Below are 17,457 nucleotides of genomic sequence, written 5' to 3'. Positions count from 1 at the left end.
ACAGGGCTTTTTCGCGATAAATACTTTGTTACCCCTGATGCGTTGTAACGCGGCCTGCTAGATAATCCCGCGCTACGGGGATCAGCGTTCGTTGGTCCATTTTGACTTAGGTAGAGACTTGTCCGGATCCGATTGGGGAATCATTTCGCCCCAGCGGAGTCGGAACAATGCTCGCCAACTTGGCAAGAGTGGTTTGCAAGGGCGGTTTTTTCATACCGTACACCGAGCAGACCCTTTAACTGGCCGTTGGTTTTTTGATCTGTTTTCGGCGAGGGTTGCTCGTGATTGTTAGTCCCTGTAACGCACCAAAATTGTCTGCCAAACGGTTACGCAGCGCCCTGGTAGCGGGCTCTGCACTGCTCTGCCTGCTCAGCGGCGGTCAGCTTTGGGCATTCAGTCTGGATGATGTATCGGCCAAGGCAAAAGAACTGGCCGCGCAGAAATACGAAGCGCCGCGCAGTAACCTGCCGAACGAGTTCCGCGACATGAAATTCGCGGACTATCAGAAAATTCGTTTTCTGACGGAAAAAGCCGAGTGGGCTGATCAGAAGACGCCGTTCAAGCTGTCCTTCTATCACCAGGGCATGCATTTCGATACGCCGGTGAAAATCAACGAAATCACCGCGAACACCGTCGAAGAGATCAAGTACGACCCGAGTCGTTTCGACTTCGGCGACATGCAGTTCGATCCCAAGGCCACCGAACAACTGGGCTATGCCGGTTTCCGTGTGCTGTACCCGATCAACAAGGCCGACAAGCAAGACGAAATCATGACCATGCTCGGCGCGAGCTACTTCCGCGTCGTTGGCAAGGGTCACGTCTATGGTTTGTCCGCTCGCGGCATGGCGCTGGATACCGCATTGCCGTCCGGCGAAGAATTCCCGCGCTTCCGCGAGTTCTGGATTCAGCAGCCCAAGCCAGGTGACAAGCACCTGGTGATCTTCGCCCTGCTGGACTCACCTCGTGCCACCGGTGCCTATCGCCTGACCCTGCGTCCGGGCAGCGACACCATCGTCGACGTCAAGGCGCAGATGTTCCTGCGTGACAAAGTCGGCAAGCTGGGTATCGCCCCGTTGACCAGCATGTACCTGTTCGGCGCCAACCAGCCGTCGAAAGTACTGAACTACCGTCGCGAGCTGCACGACTCCAGCGGCCTGGCGATCCATGCCGGCAACGGCGAGTGGATCTGGCGTCCGCTGAACAATCCGAAGCACCTGGCTGTGAGCAACTTCAGCGTGGAAAACCCGCGCGGGTTCGGTCTGCTGCAACGTGGCCGCGACTTCAGCCACTACGAAGACCTCGACGACCGGTACGACAAGCGTCCAAGCGCCTGGATCGAGCCGAAGGGTGACTGGGGCAAGGGCACCGTCGACCTGGTCGAGATTCCGACCGCCGACGAAACCAACGACAACATCGTTGCTTTCTGGAACCCGGAAAAATTGCCGGAACCTGGCCAGCCGCTCGATGTCGCTTATCGTATGCACTGGACCATGGATGAAGACACGATTCACGCGCCGGACAGCGCCTGGGTCAAACAGACCCTGCGTTCCACCGGTGACGTCAAGCAGTCCAACCTGATTCGTCAGCCGGACGGCAGCGTTGCCTACCTGGTGGACTTCGAAGGCCCGTCCCTGGCGGCATTGCCGGCCGATGCGGAAGTTCGCAGCCAGGTCAGCGTCGGCGACAACGCCGAGCTGGTGGAAAACAGCGTGCGCTACAACCCTGAAACCAAGGGCTGGCGCCTGACCCTGCGGATGAAGATCAAGGATCCGGGCAAGTCCACCGAGATGCGTGCCGCACTGGTGCAGAACATCGTGCCGGCGGACCTGGCCAAGACTTCGATTCCAGCGTCGAACTCTTCGGTTGCCAAGGCCGACAAGGTTGCCGCCAAGCAACAAGAGAAAGCGGACAAGGAAGCCAAGCAAGCGGAGGCCAAACAGGCTGAAGCGAAGCCTGTTGCAGATGCCAAGGACAAGACCAATAAAGACGCCAAGCAGCCTGTTGCTGCCGACGCGGCCCCAGCCACACCGGAATCGGCCCCGACTGAAGAAGTCCTGACCGAGACCTGGAGCTATCAGTTGCCTGCCGATGAGTAACTCTCAAGTACGGCCAGAAACTCTTTCCGAGTATCTGGCGCATCTGCCGATGACCGACGAGCAGCGCGCGGAACTCGCGGGCTGCCAGTCTTTCAGCGAATTGCATGAACGCCTGTCATCGTCGACGTTCGACGCCCCGACCGAAGCCGCCCAGGCTTCGGTGGGTAAACGCCTGACCCTGAGCACTGCCGAAGAGCTGCAGGACGCGGAAATGCTGGTGTTCGACGCCAACGGCCGGGTCTGCCTCAAGGCGACCCCGCCGATCCGGCGGACCAAGGTCGTGCCGGAGCCGTGGCGCACCAACATTCTGGTGCGTGGCTGGCGCCGGATGACCGGTCGTACCAACCCGCCGAAGCCGCCGAAGGACGAACGTGTGCTTCCGGCTGCGCGCTGGCGCACGGTGGGTTCGATCCGTCGCTACATTCTGTTGCTGCTGATGCTCGGTCAGACCATCGTCGCCGGCTGGTACATGAAAGGCATCATGCCGTACCAGGGCTGGTCGTTCGTCGACCTCAACGAAGTGCTGCACCAGCCACTGCTGCAAACCGCCACGCAAGTGCTGCCGTATGCCTTGCAGACCAGCATCCTGATCCTGTTCGGGATTCTGTTCTGCTGGGTATCGGCCGGTTTCTGGACCGCGCTGATGGGCTTCCTCGAATTGCTCACCGGTCACGATAAATACCGTATCTCCGGTAAAAGTGCCGGCAACGAGCCGATTCCGAAAGATGCCCGCACCGCACTGGTGATGCCGATCTGCAACGAAGACGTGCCACGGGTATTCGCCGGCCTGCGGGCGACCTTCGAGTCGGTGGCGGCCACGGGTGACTTGGACCGCTTCGACTTCTTCGTCCTCAGCGACAGTAACGACGCCGATATCTGTGTTGCCGAGCAACAGGCCTGGCTGGATGTCTGCCGAGAAGCCGGGGGCTTCGGCAAGATCTTCTACCGTCGCCGCCGTCGTCGCGTAAAACGTAAAAGCGGCAACCTCGACGACTTCTGCCGTCGCTGGGGCGGTGACTACAAGTACATGGTCGTACTCGATGCCGACTCCGTGATGAGCGGTGAGTGCCTGACCAGTCTGGTACGCCTGATGGAAGCCACGCCGGACGCCGGGATCATTCAGACCGCGCCACGTGCGTCGGGCATGGACACCTTGTATGCGCGCATGCAGCAGTTCGCCACTCGTGTGTATGGCCCGCTGTTCACCGCCGGCCTGCACTTCTGGCAACTGGGCGAGTCGCACTACTGGGGCCACAACGCGATCATCCGCATGAAGCCGTTCATCGACCACTGCGCCCTGGCGCCGTTGCCCGGTACAGGCGCGTTCTCCGGCTCGATCCTGTCCCACGACTTCGTTGAAGCTGCGTTGATGCGCCGTGCAGGCTGGGGCGTGTGGATTGCCTACGACTTGCCGGGCAGCTACGAAGAACTGCCGCCGAACCTGCTGGACGAACTCAAGCGTGACCGTCGCTGGTGCCACGGTAACCTGATGAACTTCCGCCTGTTCCTGGTCAAGGGCATGCACCCGGTGCACCGCGCAGTGTTCCTGACCGGCGTGATGTCCTACCTGTCGGCGCCGTTGTGGTTCTTCTTCCTGGTGCTGTCGACCGCGCTGCTGGCGGTCAACACGCTGATGGAGCCGCAGTATTTCCTTGAACCGCGTCAGCTCTATCCGCTGTGGCCGCAATGGCACCCGGACAAGGCGATTGCGCTGTTCTCGACCACCATCGTGCTGCTGTTCCTGCCGAAACTGCTGAGCATCATCCTGATCTGGGCCAAGGGCGCGAAAGAGTTTGGCGGCAAGTTCAAGGTGACCCTGTCGATGCTGCTGGAGATGCTGTTTTCCATGCTGCTGGCGCCGGTGCGGATGATTTTCCACACCCGTTTCGTCCTCGCCGCGTTCCTCGGCTGGGCCGCGACCTGGAACTCGCCGCAACGTGACGACGACTCCACGCCATGGAGCGAAGCGGTCAAGCGCCACGGCCCGCAAACCCTGCTGGGCTTCTTCTGGGCCATGCTAGTGATCTGGCTGAACCCGAGCTTCCTGTGGTGGCTGGTGCCGATCGTCGGTTCGCTGATGCTGTCGATCCCGGTGTCGGTGATCTCCAGCCGTGTCGGCCTGGGCCTGAAGTCCCGTGACGAGAGCCTGTTCCTGATCCCCGAGGAATACAATCCGCCGCAGGCCTTGCTGGCAACCGACCAGTACACCCACGAAAACCGCTGGCATGCGCTGAACGACGGCTTCGTCCGTTCGGTGGTCGATCCACAGCAGAACGCCCTGGCGTGCTCGCTGGCGACCTCCCGGCACAATCAGGCTGAGCCGATTGAGTGGTTGCGGATCGAGCGGGTTCGCCACGCTATGAAGGTTGGACCTGAAGGCCTGACCAACAACGAGCGTGTGCAACTGTTGAGCGACCCGGTGGCATTGGCCCGCTTGCATGAGCAGGTCTGGAGCGAAGGTCACCCAGAGTGGCTGGGCGCCTGGCGTAAGTCGGTCAAGGCCGACCCCCACGCACCGCTGCTGCCGCTCAAGCCAATGAGCGAACAGCCCCAGTTGGCATAATAGAAAAACCCGCGAAAGCGGGTTTTTTTATGGCTTGAAGTTTGTTCTTGAGCTTGCACCAGATGCTGTAACGGCAGCGTCTGGTCGGACGCTTTCGCGGGCAAGCCCGCTCCCACAAGGTTGTGTGTACAACGCAATTCCCAGTGGGAGCGGGCTTGCCCGCGAAGGCATCACCTCGGTCCTGAGTAAACCGAGGTATGCGGATCACCTCAAACCCTGAATTTGCCCACCAGCATCTGCAAATGCGTCCCCAACCGCGCCAGCTCAACGCTGGACGCCGCCGTCTCTTCACTCGCCGCCGAAGTCTGGTCCGACACATCCCGCACGTTCAGCACGCTACGGTTGATCTCCTCGGCCACAGCGCTCTGCTGTTCGGCGGCCGCAGCAATCTGCTGGTTCATTGCCTGGATCGCCGACACCGTGCGGGTGATGCTTTCCAGTGAGCCACCGGCGCGGCGTGTCAGTTCGACGCTGCTGTCGGTCAGGGTGCGGCTGTTGTCCATGATGGTCGCCACTTGCTGGGTACCGTTTTGCAGGCCGACGATCAGCTCTTCGATCTCCTCGGTGGACTTCTGGGTACGCTGGGCCAGGCTGCGGACTTCGTCGGCGACCACGGCAAAACCACGCCCGGCTTCACCGGCGCGGGCGGCTTCAATCGCAGCGTTGAGCGCCAGCAGGTTGGTTTGCTGGGCCACGGACTTGATGACGTCGAGCACGCTACCGATCTTGTCGCTTTCGCGCTTGAGTTCGCCCATGGCCTCGGTGGAATGACCGACTTCCTTGGCCAGGCGTTCGATCTGGGCGATGGCTTCACCGACCACTTTGTCGCCTTCGCGGGCCTGCTGGTCGGCGGCGACGGCGGCTTCGGAGGCTTCTTCGGCGTTGCGCGCAACTTCCTGCACGGTGGCGGCCATTTCGTTCATGGCGGTGGCGACCTGATCGGTCTCAATCTTCTGGCTGTTGACCCCGGCGCTGGTCTGCTCGGTGACGGCAGACAGCTCTTCGGCGGCGCTGGCGATCTGCGTGACGCCATCGCTGATGCCGCCGATCAGTTCGCGCAAGCCCTGGGTCATGCTCTGCATGGCACGCTGCAACTGGCCGAGTTCGTCACGGCGCTGCGACGTCAGGTTGTGGGTCAGGTCGCCACTGGCGACGCGCTGGGCCACGACCAGAGTCTGGTTCAACGGAATGATGATCTGCTGGGTGATCGCCCAGGCGGCCAGCAGGCCGAAGGCGATGGCCAGCACGGTGGCGAGGCTCAGCATGTTCTTGGCATGGGCGGCGTCGGTGTCGCGCACGACGGTTTGCGAGACGGTGAGTTTCTGGCTCATGTCCAACAGGATGTTGCCTTGGACGGACATGCGTGCCAGGGCCTTGGCGCTGGCCACCTGGGAGTCGCGGAACTGGCTGACGGCGGCGCGGTAGGCCTTCAGCGAATCTGTTGCCTGTTGCAGGTTGGCGATGTGTTCTTCAGGCAGTTTGGCCGGCAGGCTCTCGAGGTTCTTCAGGGCGTTGTCGATCGCGTCGAGGGCTGGCTGTTCGGCTTCGTTCTTGCCGCTGTAGGTGTAGCCGCGAACCTGGAAGCGCGCCTGCTGGATCAGCTTGCTCAGGTCGATGACGCTGTTGAACGCCGCCACGCTGTCACCTTGCAGCATGGATTTTTCCACTTCGGCGACGCGGGCCACTGCGTTGTCGGCGGTGGCGCCGAGTTTGCTGCGGGCGTCTTCACGCTGGGCGCCGGCCTGGGTCATTTCGTTGAAGGCGCGACGGTATTCGGCGACAGCGGCCAGTTGTTGATCGACCATGGCCGTATCGGCCGGTTGCTCGATCAGGCCGCGGGCGGTCTGCAGGCCGCTTTCTAGCTTGCCCAACAGATCGTTGACGGCGCCGGGACCTTGTTCACCGCGACGCATCTCGTAATCCAGGCGTGCAATGCGCAGGTCCTTGGTCAGGTCGTTGAGACTGGCGATGAACCCGAGTTTATCGCCACGGCTGGTTACGCCGCTCAGGCCGTTCCAGCCGGTGAAGGTGATCAGCAGGGTCAGTAACAGCACCAGGCCGAAGCCGATCCCCAGCTTGCGTTTGACGCTGACGTTTCCCAGATTCTCGGCTAGCCATTGGTACATGCTGAAACTCCCCTGACCACAATTTGGTTTTATGGGGAGGTTATCGGCCGGCGTGCGAAGTTCTGTAGTACAGGTGACTGACCATCCAGGGCAGATGACAGACCTGTGGGATTGTGTCCGGGATTAGAAAAGTCGTGCCAGCAGCGCGGTCACGGCGGTTTCGACGCGCAGGATGCGTTCGCCCAATTGCACCGGTTGCAGCCCGGACTTGCCCAGCAGGTCGATCTCGTAGGGAATCCAGCCACCCTCGGGGCCAATGGCCAGGGTCACCGGTTCACTGAGTGCGCGAGGGCAGGGCGGGTAATTGCCCGGATGCCCCACCAGGCCGAGGGTGCCTTCGGTGATCGCCGGCAGACGATCTTCGACGAAGGGCTTGAAGCGCTTCTCGATCACGACTTCCGGCAGCACGCTGTCCCGGGCCTGTTCGAGGCCGAGGATCAACTGCTCGCGAATCGCCTCTGGCTCCAGGAAGGGGGTCTGCCAGAAGCTCTTCTCGACGCGATAGCTGTTGACCAGCACGATCCGTGGCACACCCATGGCCGCCACGGTCTGAAACACCCTGCGCAGCATCTTGGGCCGTGGCAGGGCCAATACCAGGGTCAATGGCAGCTTGGCTGGTGGCGGTTGGTCGAGGGTGACGCGCAATTCCGCTTCATCGGCGTCCAGGCGCAGCACTTCGGCCGAACCCATCAAGCCGCCGATTCGCCCGACGCGCATGCTGTCACCGACTTCGCAGCGATGGACTTCCTGCATGTGGGTCAACCGGCGATCACACAGGACCGCGCGGTCGGCCGCAATGAAATCGGCCTCTTCAAGGAGCAGCAGGTTCACGCTTGGGTCGCTGGCGGCTGGTCGTTGTGATCGTCAGCCGGTTGGTCGTCCGGATGCTCGCCACGCTTGCTGATCAGGCTGCCAAACAGGATGCCGATCTCGAACAACAGCCACATCGGCACGGCCAGCAGGGTCTGCGAGAAGATGTCCGGCGGTGTCAGGATCATGCCGACTACGAAGCAGCCAATGACCACGTACGGGCGGATTTTCTTCAGGTATTTGACGTCGACCACGCCGATCCACACCAGCAGCACCACGGCCACCGGGATTTCGAACGCCACGCCAAAGGCGAAGAACAGCGTCATGACGAAATCGAGGTAACTGGTGATGTCGGTCATCATTTCCACACCGGCCGGGGTGGCGGCGGCGAAGAACTTGAAGATCAACGGGAACACCAGGTAGTAGGCGAACGCCATGCCGGCATAGAACAACACGATGCTGGACATCAGCAATGGCACAGCAATGCGCTTTTCATGCTTGTACAGGCCGGGGGCGATGAAGCCCCAGATCTGGTGCAGGATCACCGGGATGGCCAGGAACAGCGAGACCATCATCGTCAACTTCAGTGGCGTCAGGAACGGCGACGACACATCGGTGGCAATCATCGTCGCGCCGGCGGGCAGGTACGCGCGCAGCGGCGTCGACACGAAGGTGTAGATCTGCTGGGTGAAGGCGAACAGCCCGGCAAAGATGATGAAAATCGCCGCTACGCAGCGCAGCAGGCGGGTGCGCAACTCTGTGAGGTGCGAAACCAGCGGCATGTGCTGGTCGTTTTCAGGAAGATCGCTCATGGGGCTCGCGGCGGCAGTGTTGGGTCATGAGGGGCCGGCGCAACGGGCGCAGCCGCCGGTGTAACGGGTTCAACCGGAGTGGCTGCAACAACAGGCGCAGGTTCGACAGGCGCTACAACGGGAGCCGGTGTCGGGTCGACGGTAGCGGCAGGCGCATGAATCGTCTGCTCGCCCACGTGTTCCACCGGCGTCGGCTCCTGCTGGGTCGGCGTGAAGATTTTCCGCGCCTCCTGCTCAAGCGACAGGATGTGCTCGTTGTGCAGTTGCCGACGAATTTCGTCGGCACCGATTTCACGTTCAACTTCCTGTTTGATTGCGTTGAAGCTGCGCTTCAGACGCCCGACCCACAGGCCAGCGGTGCGCGCAGCGCCCGGCAGGCGCTCGGGACCCAGCACCAGCAGGGCAACGAGGCCGACGAGCAGCAGTTCAGAGAAGCTGATACCAAACATTAGTCAGTGCTCACACGTCTTTGCGGATCGGCTCTTCGACTTTCTGTGCCTGCACGTCGATGGTGTGCGGCTGGTTTACAGAGGCCTGGGGCTGTACCGGTGGAACCGGTTGGGCCGGGGTCGCATTTGGATCGGCCGGTTTTTCGTCGTCGTTCATGGCTTTCTTGAAGCCCTTGATCGATTCGCCGACGTCGGTGCCGAGGTTTTTCAGTTTCTTGGTGCCGAACACCAGTACCACGACAACCAGGATGACGATCCAGTGTTTCCAGTCAAAAATGCCCATGCTGCTGCTCCTCTCTAATAGTTATTCAGACGGACGGGCGCGAGGCTTTCTCGGCGTGTCCGGAGAGACCGAAACGACGGTCCAGTTCATCGAGTACAGCTTGTGGATGCTGCCCCAATTGGGCGAGCATGACCATGCTGTGGAACCACAGATCGGCGGTTTCGTAGATCACATCGCTACAGTCGCCGCTGACGGCGGCGTCCTTGGCGGCAATGATGGTTTCGACCGACTCTTCGCCGACTTTTTCCAGAATCTTGTTCAAGCCCTTGTGGTACAGGCTGGCGACGTACGAGCTGTCGGCAGCGGCGCCTTTGCGCTCTTCGAGTACCTCGGCGAGGCGGGTGAGAGTGTCACTCATGTTTGTGCCCTGCGGAATAGATGGCGTGCGGATCTTTCAGGACCGGGTCGACGGTTGTCCAGTCGCCGTTCTCATAGACGCGGTAGAAGCAGCTCTGGCGGCCGGTATGGCAGGCGATGTCGCCGATCTGCTCGACCATCAGGATGATCACGTCGGCGTCGCAGTCCAGGCGCATCTCGTGCAGGGTTTGCACATGGCCGGACTCTTCGCCCTTGCGCCACAGCTTGCCACGGGAGCGTGACCAGTAGATTGCACGGTTCTCGGCAGCGGTCAGTTCCAGTGCTTCGCGGTTCATCCAGGCCATCATCAGGACGCGCCCGGTCTTGTGATCCTGGGCGATGGCCGGCACCAGGCCGTCAGCGTCCCACTTGATCTCGTCCAGCCAGTTTTTCATCTTCGACTCCGACAGCGGGCTCGACACTTCAATAGCCGAGCTCAGGCGTTGAAACAGTGTGCCAGTCGTTCACACAACTGGCTATCGGCGCACGACCAGATACAAACCGACCGCCATCATGATTCCCGCCGGCCAATAGGCCAACTGGTTCAGCGGACCGCCCGCGGCAAGGATGGCGCCACCGGCCAGGTGTGCCGTACCGAGCAGGCGCAGGAACCAGTCGTCACGGCGTCGGTGCCACGCAGGTGGCGGGTCGTAGGCGTGGGGCTGGGACATGCGCTCGAGCAGGTCGCGGGCCATGTTGGCCAGGTGCGGCAGCTGTTCGAACTGGCTGTGCACGTTGCCGAGCAGGGTTTTGGGGCTGACCCGCTCGCGCATCCAGCGTTCGAGGAACGGCTGCGCGGTGTTCCACAGATCGAGGTCCGGGTACAGCTGGCGACCCAGGCCTTCGATGTTCAGCAGGGTTTTTTGCAGCAGGACCAACTGTGGCTGCACTTCCATGTTGAAGCGGCGCGCGGTCTGGAACAGGCGCATCAGCACCTGGCCGAAGGAAATATCTTTTAACGGTTTTTCGAAGATCGGCTCGCACACGGTACGGATCGCCGCTTCGAATTCGTTGAGTTTGGTTTCCGCCGGCACCCAGCCCGAATCGATGTGCAACTGCGCCACGCGACGGTAATCGCGCTTGAAGAAGGCGAACAGGTTGCGCGCCAGGTAATCCTGGTCTTCCGGGGTCAGGCTGCCGACGATACCGCAGTCGATCGCAATGTACTGCGGGCTCCACGGGTTCACTGTGCTGACGAAAATGTTGCCGGGGTGCATGTCGGCGTGGAAGAAACTGTCGCGGAACACCTGGGTGAAGAAAATTTCCACGCCACGCTCGGCGAGCATTTTCATGTCGGTGCGCTGGTCGGCCAGGGTCGCCAGATCGGTCACTTGAATGCCATAGATGCGTTCCATCACCAGCACTTTCGGCCGGCACCAGTCCCAATAGACTTGCGGCACGTACAGCAGCGGCGAACCGTCGAAGTTGCGCTTCAACTGGCTGGCGTTGGCCGCCTCGCGCAGCAGGTCGAGTTCGTCGTAGATGGTCTTTTCGTAATCGCTGACCACGTCCACCGGATGCAGCAGGCGCGCATCGGCCGAGAGTTTTTCGGCGGCGCGGGCGAGGATGAACAGCCACGCCAGGTCCTGGGCGATCACCGGTTTGAGGCCAGGGCGGATCACTTTGACCACCACTTCTTCACCGGTTTTGAGTTGCGCGGCATGCACCTGTGCCACCGAGGCCGAGGCCAACGGTTCGACGTCGAAACGGCTGAACACTTCGCTGATTTTCTTGCCCAGCTGTTCCTCGATCAGCTTGACCGACACCTGCGAGTCGAACGGCGGTACGCGGTCCTGCAGCTTCATCAGTTCGTCGGCGATGTCTTCGGGCAGCAGGTCGCGACGGGTGGACAGGATCTGCCCGAACTTGATGAAGATCGGCCCCAGGTCCTGCAATGCCAGGCGCAAGCGCGCGCCACGGCTCAGGTCCAGTGTCTTGCGCGGGAACCAGCGCCACGGCAAGGCGTAACGCAGCGCCCGCAGAAACCAGGGCAGCGGCAGGGCGAACAGCAGGTCATCGAGGCGGTAGCGGATCACGACGCGCTGGATGCGCAACAAACGGCGGACGGCAAGCAGCTTCATGCGTTATCGCTTGGGTCGAGGGATCGGGAAAGGCGCTCGAAACGCGCCTCGAGACGTTCCAGATCGAGCTTGATCTGGTCCAGTTCACTGAATCGGGCTTCGGCCTCGCGCTGCCCGACGAGGGTGCGCGATTCTTCGGCCAGGTATTCGCCCAGGTTCTGGCCCAGGCTGGCGAAGCCCTGCTGATAACAGCGGGCGCGGCTGCGCAGGTGACCGCCGACCAGTTGCGTGGCCACCGGGCCGAGCCAGCGCGAGAGTTCGTACTCCCAGTCCAGCTCAAGGTCCTGGAGGATCGCCGCCAGCTCCAGCAGCACGCCGCTGTTGCCGTCGAGTTCGACTTCAGGACTGTGCAGGATCGAGGTCTTGTCCTTGCTCATGGCCAGTTTCAGCAGGCTCGAGGCCGGTGCACGCAAGGTGCAGTCGGCGCCGGTTTCCCACTGGGAGGCGAGCATCAGGCCTTCGTCGCTGGGCAGGATGAACAGTTGCAGCGCCGGGCTGCGACAATCGACGGCAATCACTTTGCCGGTCAAGTGCGCCAGCCGCGGCAGCGCCGTGCTGTCGAGACGCAGCACCCGGTTCAGGCCGAGTTCAACGCTGGCGAGCAGGCCGGCGAGCAGCATCAGGGCTTGATGCCGCGGTGCAGGGCAACGATGCCTGCGGTCATGTTGTGATAGGTCACGCGGTCGAAACCGGCCTCGACCATCATCGACTTCAGGGTTTCCTGGTTCGGGTGCATGCGGATCGATTCGGCCAGGTAGCGGTAGCTTTCCGAGTCGTTGGTGATCAGCTTGCCCATCAGCGGCATGAAGGCGAACGAGTAGGCGTCGTAGGCCTTGGACATCAGCGCGTTGGTCGGCTTGGAGAACTCCAGCACCAGCAAGCGGCCGCCAGGCTTGAGCACGCGCAGCATCGAGCGCAGGGCATCTTCCTTGTGGGTCACGTTGCGCAGGCCGAAGGCGATGGTCACGCAGTCGAAATGGTTGTCCGGGAACGGCAGTTTTTCCGCGTCGGCCTGGACGAATTCGACGTTGCCGGCCACACCGAGGTCCAGCAGGCGGTCACGACCGACCTTGAGCATGGATTCGTTGATGTCGGCCAACACGACCTGGCCGGTCGGGCCTACCAGGTGCGAGAACTTGCGGGTTAGATCGCCGGTACCGCCGGCAATGTCCAGCACGCGGTTACCGGTGCGCACGCCCGACAATTCGATCGCAAAACGCTTCCACAGACGGTGCATGCCGCCCGACAGAAGGTCGTTCATCAGGTCGTACTTGGCGGCTACCGAGTGGAAAACCTCAGCGACTTTTTCCGCTTTCTGGCTTTCCGGAACGTTTTTGAAGCCGAAGTGAGTGGTGGGTTCGGCATCGCTGCCTTTGCGCTGATCAGTCATATCGCTGTCACCAAAAGAGAATGCGCGACATTCTAATCCCCAAGGCATGCTTTGTCTTGGCAAGGCTGAAGGTAAGATGGGCAACCATCGGGACGTTTTGACGCAGCAGAGGTCAAGATGCCTCGGGAAAGCATCCATAAAGCAGGAGTCATTCGATGGCCCGTATTAGTGTTGAACGTGCCCATGGCCTGGGTAAGGAAGCGGCTCGCGAAAAGGCCGACAAGCTGGCGCAGAAACTTTCCGACCAGTATGGCCTGGAGCCGCAGTGGTCCGGCGACACCCTGAACCTCAAGCGCTCGGGTGTGAAGGGCGCGGTGCATGTCAGTGAAGATTCGATCAAGGTCGACGTGGAACTGGGCCTGATGATGTCGGCCATGAGCGGCATGATCAAAGCGGAAATCGAAAAGGCGCTGGACAAGGCGTTGGTCTGATTTCCCCTTGAAATCACATCCCTTGTAGGAGTGAGCCTGCTCGCGATAGCGGTTAAATAGACAACATTGATGTTGGCTGACACTCCGTCATCGCGAGCAGGCTCACTCCTACATTTTTTATGTGGCGCGCCCGACGATTTATGTCATTTGTTAGGGTGCCGTTTCTAATTTTTCTCCCTACTTTGTGCCAGAGCCCGACACTTACCCGGGCAGTTCCTCAAACCTTCTGCGCGTGAGGTGCACCATGGCCAAAGTTATTTTGAAGAAAAAAATCGACCCGTCGACCGGCACGCTGGGCGACGTCAAATCCTATGCCCGCAAGATCTGGCTGGCAGGCCTGGGTGCCTACACCAAGGTCGGCCAAGAGGGCAGCGAGTACTTTCAAGAACTGATCAAGGCTGGTCAGGTTGTTGAAAAGAAAGGCAAAAAGGTAGTTGCCGAGAAACTTGAAGCGGCCAATGCCGAGATCGATGAAGCCAAGAGTGAAGTCAGCACTTTCAAAGGCCGTGTCGAAGTTCAACTCGACAAGGTCGAGAAGGCGTTCGACACGCGCGTCGCAAGTGCCTTGAATCGTATCGGTATTCCGTCTAAACATGACGTTGAGACACTCTCTGCTAAGCTCGATGAGCTGACGGCATTGCTCGAACGTGTCGCGCGTAAATCTTAAGGAGAACGGGATGGCTGTTAAAAAGAAAACCGAAAAAGAAGGCAGCTCGTGGATCGGGAAGGTTGAAGATTACTCCCGAAAAATCTGGCTGGCTGGTTTAGGCGTGTACTCGAAGATCGACACTGACGGCAGCAAACTCTTCGATGCATTGGTCAAAGACGGCGAGAAAGCCGAGAAGCTCACCAAGAGCGCTGTTGGCAAGACTGTCGACGCCGCCAAGGACTCCGCTTCTTCGGCCAAATCGCGCATCAGCGGCGTGAAAGATCGCGCACTGGGCAAGTGGGATGAGCTGGAAGGTGCTTTCGACAAGCGTCTGAACAGCGCCATTTCGCGTCTGGGCGTACCGAGCCGCAACGAAGTCAAGGCACTGCACAGCAAGGTCGAAACCCTGACCAAGCAAATCGAAAAACTGACCGGTGCCAAGGTTGCGCCTGTTGCGGCGAAAACCGCAGCAGCCAAGCCTGCTGCCAAGCCGGCCGCCAAAACCGCAGCCAAGCCACTGGCAAAAGCAGCGGCTAAACCTGCTGCCAAGCCTGCGGCTAAAACTGCAGCCGTCAAACCGGCCGCGGCAAAACCAGCGGCCAAGCCGGTAGCTGCAAAAGCCGCTGCTAAACCAGCGGCTAAGCCGGCCGCCAAGCCTGCAGCGGCCAAGCCAGCAGCCAAGCCCGCTGCAGCGAAAAAACCAGCGGTGAAAAAGCCGGCAGCTCCAAAAGCCGCCGCGCCAAAACCAGCAGTGGCAGCTGCCAAACCGGCAACGCCGGCAGCTCCGGTCAGCGCATCGAACTCCGCGACCGCGCCAACCCCTGCTGTCACCCCGACTGTCGCGCCGGCTCCATCGACGCCAACCAGTCAGTCCTGATTTTCAGGGCTCAAGAAAACGCCCGGCCTGTGAAGGCCGGGCGTTTTTGTTTGCGCGTGAATCTCTGAGCGACACAAGCCCACAGGGGTTCAATGTGCTCAGGATTACTCGTGGTCTTCCAGATACTCCATCGCCATCTGTTCGGTCGCCGCCTTCATCGATGGCAGCAGGTGTGGCGCCACCAGCATCATGATCTGGTAAACCACCAATCGCACCTCGCCCTGACGATCAAGAATCCGCTGGTAATCGAGCGAGAACAGCAGCGTCATGGTGATCTGCTCCACCAGTTGCCCCAGTGCCTGGGTATCGCTGACCAGCAGCCCTTGTGCCTGCAATCGTGCCAGCAGCGACGCCAGTGTGCGCTTGAGTGCGTTGAGCAGGTTGCGAATGCCCTTGGCCAGCTTCGGCAGGCGCCCGGCGAGGTTCGACAGGTCCTGGAACAGGAACCGGTAATGGGACAGGCGTTCGACGATCAGGTGCAGGAACAGCCAGTATTCTTCGGGCGCCAGTTCGGCATCGGCCGGTGGATCGAGCAAGGGCGCCAGTTCGCTCTGAAAGCGTTCGAACAGCCCGAGAATCAGCGGTTCCTTGCCGTGGAAGTGGTAGTAGAGGTTGCCCGGGCTGATCCCCATTTCATTGGCAACTTCCATGGTGGAGACATTCGGTTCGCCCTTTTGATTGAACAACTGCAGGGCACATTCGAGGATCCGGTCGCGGGTTTTCATCCAGTCTTCTTAATCATCGGGTCTTGCCACGGCCGACAGCGGCCGTGGCTCGTTGAACGTCAGCGCACGCGCACGTAAGTACCGGGTGCTGCCTCCATCGGTGGATAGTTCTGGTTGCCGAGGGCCATGTGGGTTTCTTTCTGCGCGCCGGAACGTTGCTGTATCCAGTCCAGCCATTGGGTCCACCAACTGCCGTCGACACGCTTGGCGTCGTAGTACCAGGCCCGTGGGTCGCTGCTCAGTTTGCCGTTCTCGACGTAGTTGGCTTTCGGGTTGCTCGGGGGGTTGAGGATGCTCTGCACATGGCCGCTGTTGGACAGCACGAAGCGGCGCTCGCCACCGAGCAACAGCGTCGAGCGATACACCGCGTCCCACGGCGTGATGTGATCGTTGATGCCGGCGACGCTGAAGCTGTCGACGGTAACCTTCTGCAAATCGATCGGTGTGCCACAGACTTCCAGGCCACCCGGGTGAGTCAGCGGGTTGTGCTTGAAGAAGTCCAGCAGGTCGCCATGCAGGGCGGCCGGCAGGCGTGTGTTGTCGTTGTTCCAGTAGAGGATGTCGAACGCCGGTGGCTCCTTGCCCAACAGGTAGTTGTTGACGAAGTAGCTCCAGATCAAATCGTTGGGGCGCATCCAGGCGAAGACCTTGGCCATGTCGCGGCCGTCCAGCACACCTTTTTGATAGGAGCGGCGCTTGGCGGCTTCCAGAGTCTGTTCGTCGGCGAACAGCGTCGCGGGGCTGTCCATCTGACTGTCGAGCAGGCTCACCAGGTAAGTCGCGCTGGACACTCTGCGCAGCTGTCGCTTGGCCTGCAAGTGACCCTGCAACGCGGCAATGGTCAGCCCGCCGGCGCAGGCGCCCATCAGGTTGACCTCCCGTGCGCCGGTGATCGCCCGGCAGACGTTCATGGCCTCTTCCACGGCTTCCACGTAGGTCGAGAGCCCCCATTCACGATGGCGCACATCCGGGTTACGCCAGCTGATCATGAAGGTTTGCAGACCGTTTTTCAGGGCGTACTGGACGAAGCTGTTGTGGGGGCTCAGGTCGAAAATGTAGTACTTGTTGATTTGCGGCGGCACCACCAGCAGGGGCTTGGAATACTGCTTTTCGCTCATCGGCTTGTACTGGATCAACTCCAGCAGCTCGTTGCGAAACACCACTGCACCAGTGGAGGTGGCGACCGTCTTGCCAACCTCGAACGCTTGCTTGGTGACTTGCCGGGGCAGGCCATCGTTGTGCAGCAGATCGTCCACCAAATGGCTGATGCCGCGCACCAGGCTGTTACCGCCGGAATTGAAAAGCTCCTTGACCGCCAGTGGATTGAGCAGGCTGTTGGAGGGCGATACGGCGTCGTTGAGCAAGGTGAACGCGAAGTGGGCGCGGGCGCGGTCGTCCGGGCTCATGTCGCTCTCGTCGATCCAGCTCTTGACCTGTTTCTGCCAGCTCAGATAGGCCTGCAGGCTACGGCGATAAAACGGGTTGAGGCTCCACGCCGGATCGGCGAAGCGAGCGTCCTGCGGGTTGGTCGGGTGCAGGGTTTCGCCCAGCAGCACACGGCCAAGCTGACCGCCGAGTTTGAGTGCATGTCGGGCGCTGTGCACCGGATTGCGCAAGCCATGGGCGGCCACACTGCGCAGGGTCGACAGCAGGTCCCGACCGCGCAGGCCGGTAATCGCACTCTGTGCATTGATGAACGCGGCGGGAGTCGGTAAGGAATCCCTCGCTGGTTTCTCGCGCATGAGTCAACACTCCTTCGTCTTCAGGCCAAAAACAAACACACTGAACCAGAACACCATAGACGCTGT

The 17,457-nt window shown here is 60.8% G+C and carries 17 protein-coding genes and 1 pseudogene; 5 read left to right on the top strand and 13 right to left on the bottom strand.

What is annotated here, in order from left to right; all coding sequences use genetic code 11:
* The first annotated feature begins 281 nt into the window (after nucleotides 1–281).
* Nucleotides 282–2,096, top strand: coding sequence for a glucan biosynthesis protein G (locus KGA96_RS04040; RefSeq protein WP_046039603.1), 1,815 nt, complete (start codon nucleotides 282–284; stop codon nucleotides 2,094–2,096).
* Nucleotides 2,089–4,659, top strand: coding sequence for a glucans biosynthesis glucosyltransferase MdoH (gene mdoH, locus KGA96_RS04035; protein WP_223511706.1), 2,571 nt, complete (start codon nucleotides 2,089–2,091; stop codon nucleotides 4,657–4,659). The genes KGA96_RS04040 and mdoH overlap by 8 nt, the downstream gene beginning before the upstream one ends.
* A 209-nt stretch (nucleotides 4,660–4,868) precedes the next feature.
* On the opposite strand, the gene KGA96_RS29825 is transcribed toward mdoH, so the two are convergent.
* From KGA96_RS29825 to ubiE, 11 genes and pseudogenes are all read right to left on the bottom strand, one after another.
* The gene (locus tag KGA96_RS29825) at nucleotides 4,869–5,573 is read right to left on the bottom strand and encodes a methyl-accepting chemotaxis protein (protein WP_411741582.1); all 705 of its coding nucleotides are present in this window, start codon (nucleotides 5,571–5,573) and stop codon (nucleotides 4,869–4,871) included.
* Between the two features lie 150 nt (nucleotides 5,574–5,723).
* Nucleotides 5,724–6,785: pseudogene (locus KGA96_RS29820) on the bottom strand (methyl-accepting chemotaxis protein); the annotation flags it as partial.
* Between the two features lie 123 nt (nucleotides 6,786–6,908).
* Nucleotides 6,909–7,616 (bottom strand): 16S rRNA (uracil(1498)-N(3))-methyltransferase, encoded by a 708-nt coding sequence (locus KGA96_RS04025; protein ID WP_046039609.1) that lies wholly within the window; start codon nucleotides 7,614–7,616, stop codon nucleotides 6,909–6,911.
* A complete protein-coding gene (gene tatC, locus KGA96_RS04020; RefSeq protein WP_046039611.1) occupies nucleotides 7,613–8,407 on the bottom strand; it encodes a twin-arginine translocase subunit TatC in 795 nt (264 codons plus the stop codon). Before tatC ends, KGA96_RS04025 begins: the two co-directional genes overlap by 4 nt.
* The gene (tatB, locus tag KGA96_RS04015) at nucleotides 8,404–8,856 is read right to left on the bottom strand and encodes a Sec-independent protein translocase protein TatB (protein ID WP_223457562.1); all 453 of its coding nucleotides are present in this window, start codon (nucleotides 8,854–8,856) and stop codon (nucleotides 8,404–8,406) included. The genes tatC and tatB overlap by 4 nt, the downstream gene beginning before the upstream one ends.
* Nucleotides 8,857–8,866: 10 nt before the next feature.
* Nucleotides 8,867–9,139: a twin-arginine translocase TatA/TatE family subunit gene (locus KGA96_RS04010; protein ID WP_007989280.1), complete on the bottom strand. Its 273-nt coding sequence runs from the start codon at nucleotides 9,137–9,139 to the stop codon at nucleotides 8,867–8,869.
* 25 nt (nucleotides 9,140–9,164) lie between these two features.
* Entirely contained in the window at nucleotides 9,165–9,497 is a 333-nt protein-coding gene (locus KGA96_RS04005; RefSeq protein WP_046039615.1) for a phosphoribosyl-ATP diphosphatase, read from the bottom strand.
* Entirely contained in the window at nucleotides 9,490–9,891 is a 402-nt protein-coding gene (hisI, locus tag KGA96_RS04000; RefSeq protein ID WP_007989281.1) for a phosphoribosyl-AMP cyclohydrolase, read from the bottom strand. The genes KGA96_RS04005 and hisI overlap by 8 nt, the downstream gene beginning before the upstream one ends.
* Before the next feature lie 81 nt (nucleotides 9,892–9,972).
* Nucleotides 9,973–11,577 carry a ubiquinone biosynthesis regulatory protein kinase UbiB gene (gene ubiB / locus KGA96_RS03995; RefSeq protein ID WP_223511699.1) on the bottom strand — a complete coding sequence of 535 codons (1,605 nt, stop codon included), beginning with the start codon at nucleotides 11,575–11,577 and terminating at the stop codon, nucleotides 9,973–9,975.
* Nucleotides 11,574–12,197: an SCP2 domain-containing protein gene (locus KGA96_RS03990; protein ID WP_223511695.1), complete on the bottom strand. Its 624-nt coding sequence runs from the start codon at nucleotides 12,195–12,197 to the stop codon at nucleotides 11,574–11,576. Before KGA96_RS03990 ends, ubiB begins: the two co-directional genes overlap by 4 nt.
* A complete protein-coding gene (gene ubiE, locus KGA96_RS03985; RefSeq protein ID WP_007989286.1) occupies nucleotides 12,197–12,967 on the bottom strand; it encodes a bifunctional demethylmenaquinone methyltransferase/2-methoxy-6-polyprenyl-1,4-benzoquinol methylase UbiE in 771 nt (256 codons plus the stop codon). The genes KGA96_RS03990 and ubiE overlap by 1 nt, the downstream gene beginning before the upstream one ends.
* Nucleotides 12,968–13,122: 155 nt before the next feature.
* On the opposite strand from ubiE, the gene KGA96_RS03980 reads away from it, so the two are divergent.
* The 3 genes from KGA96_RS03980 to KGA96_RS03970 all read left to right on the top strand — a co-directional run bounded on the left by KGA96_RS03980 (nucleotide 13,123) and on the right by KGA96_RS03970 (nucleotide 14,924).
* The gene (locus KGA96_RS03980; protein ID WP_015093124.1) at nucleotides 13,123–13,398 is read left to right on the top strand and encodes a polyhydroxyalkanoic acid system family protein; all 276 of its coding nucleotides are present in this window, start codon (nucleotides 13,123–13,125) and stop codon (nucleotides 13,396–13,398) included.
* A 244-nt stretch (nucleotides 13,399–13,642) separates the two neighbouring features.
* Complete coding sequence (locus KGA96_RS03975) at nucleotides 13,643–14,065, top strand: phasin family protein (RefSeq protein ID WP_008047828.1); 423 nt, start codon at nucleotides 13,643–13,645, stop codon at nucleotides 14,063–14,065.
* Between the two features lie 10 nt (nucleotides 14,066–14,075).
* A complete protein-coding gene (locus KGA96_RS03970; protein WP_223511693.1) occupies nucleotides 14,076–14,924 on the top strand; it encodes a phasin family protein in 849 nt (282 codons plus the stop codon).
* Between the two features lie 104 nt (nucleotides 14,925–15,028).
* Here KGA96_RS03970 and KGA96_RS03965 read toward each other — a convergent pair whose 3' ends face one another.
* Together KGA96_RS03965 and phaC are read right to left on the bottom strand one after the other, a co-directional pair.
* Nucleotides 15,029–15,649, bottom strand: coding sequence for a TetR/AcrR family transcriptional regulator (locus tag KGA96_RS03965; RefSeq protein WP_008047831.1), 621 nt, complete (start codon nucleotides 15,647–15,649; stop codon nucleotides 15,029–15,031).
* A gap of 59 nt (nucleotides 15,650–15,708) precedes the next feature.
* The gene (gene phaC, locus KGA96_RS03960; protein WP_046039625.1) at nucleotides 15,709–17,391 is read right to left on the bottom strand and encodes a class II poly(R)-hydroxyalkanoic acid synthase; all 1,683 of its coding nucleotides are present in this window, start codon (nucleotides 17,389–17,391) and stop codon (nucleotides 15,709–15,711) included.
* Between the last annotated feature and the right edge of the window lie 66 nt (nucleotides 17,392–17,457).

The sequence above is a fragment of the Pseudomonas sp. GL-R-26 genome (assembly GCF_019947365.1).
GTDB lineage: Bacteria > Pseudomonadota > Gammaproteobacteria > Pseudomonadales > Pseudomonadaceae > Aquipseudomonas.
Note: the sequence above shows the minus strand (reverse complement) of the source record. Positions and strands in the feature narration are given on the sequence as shown.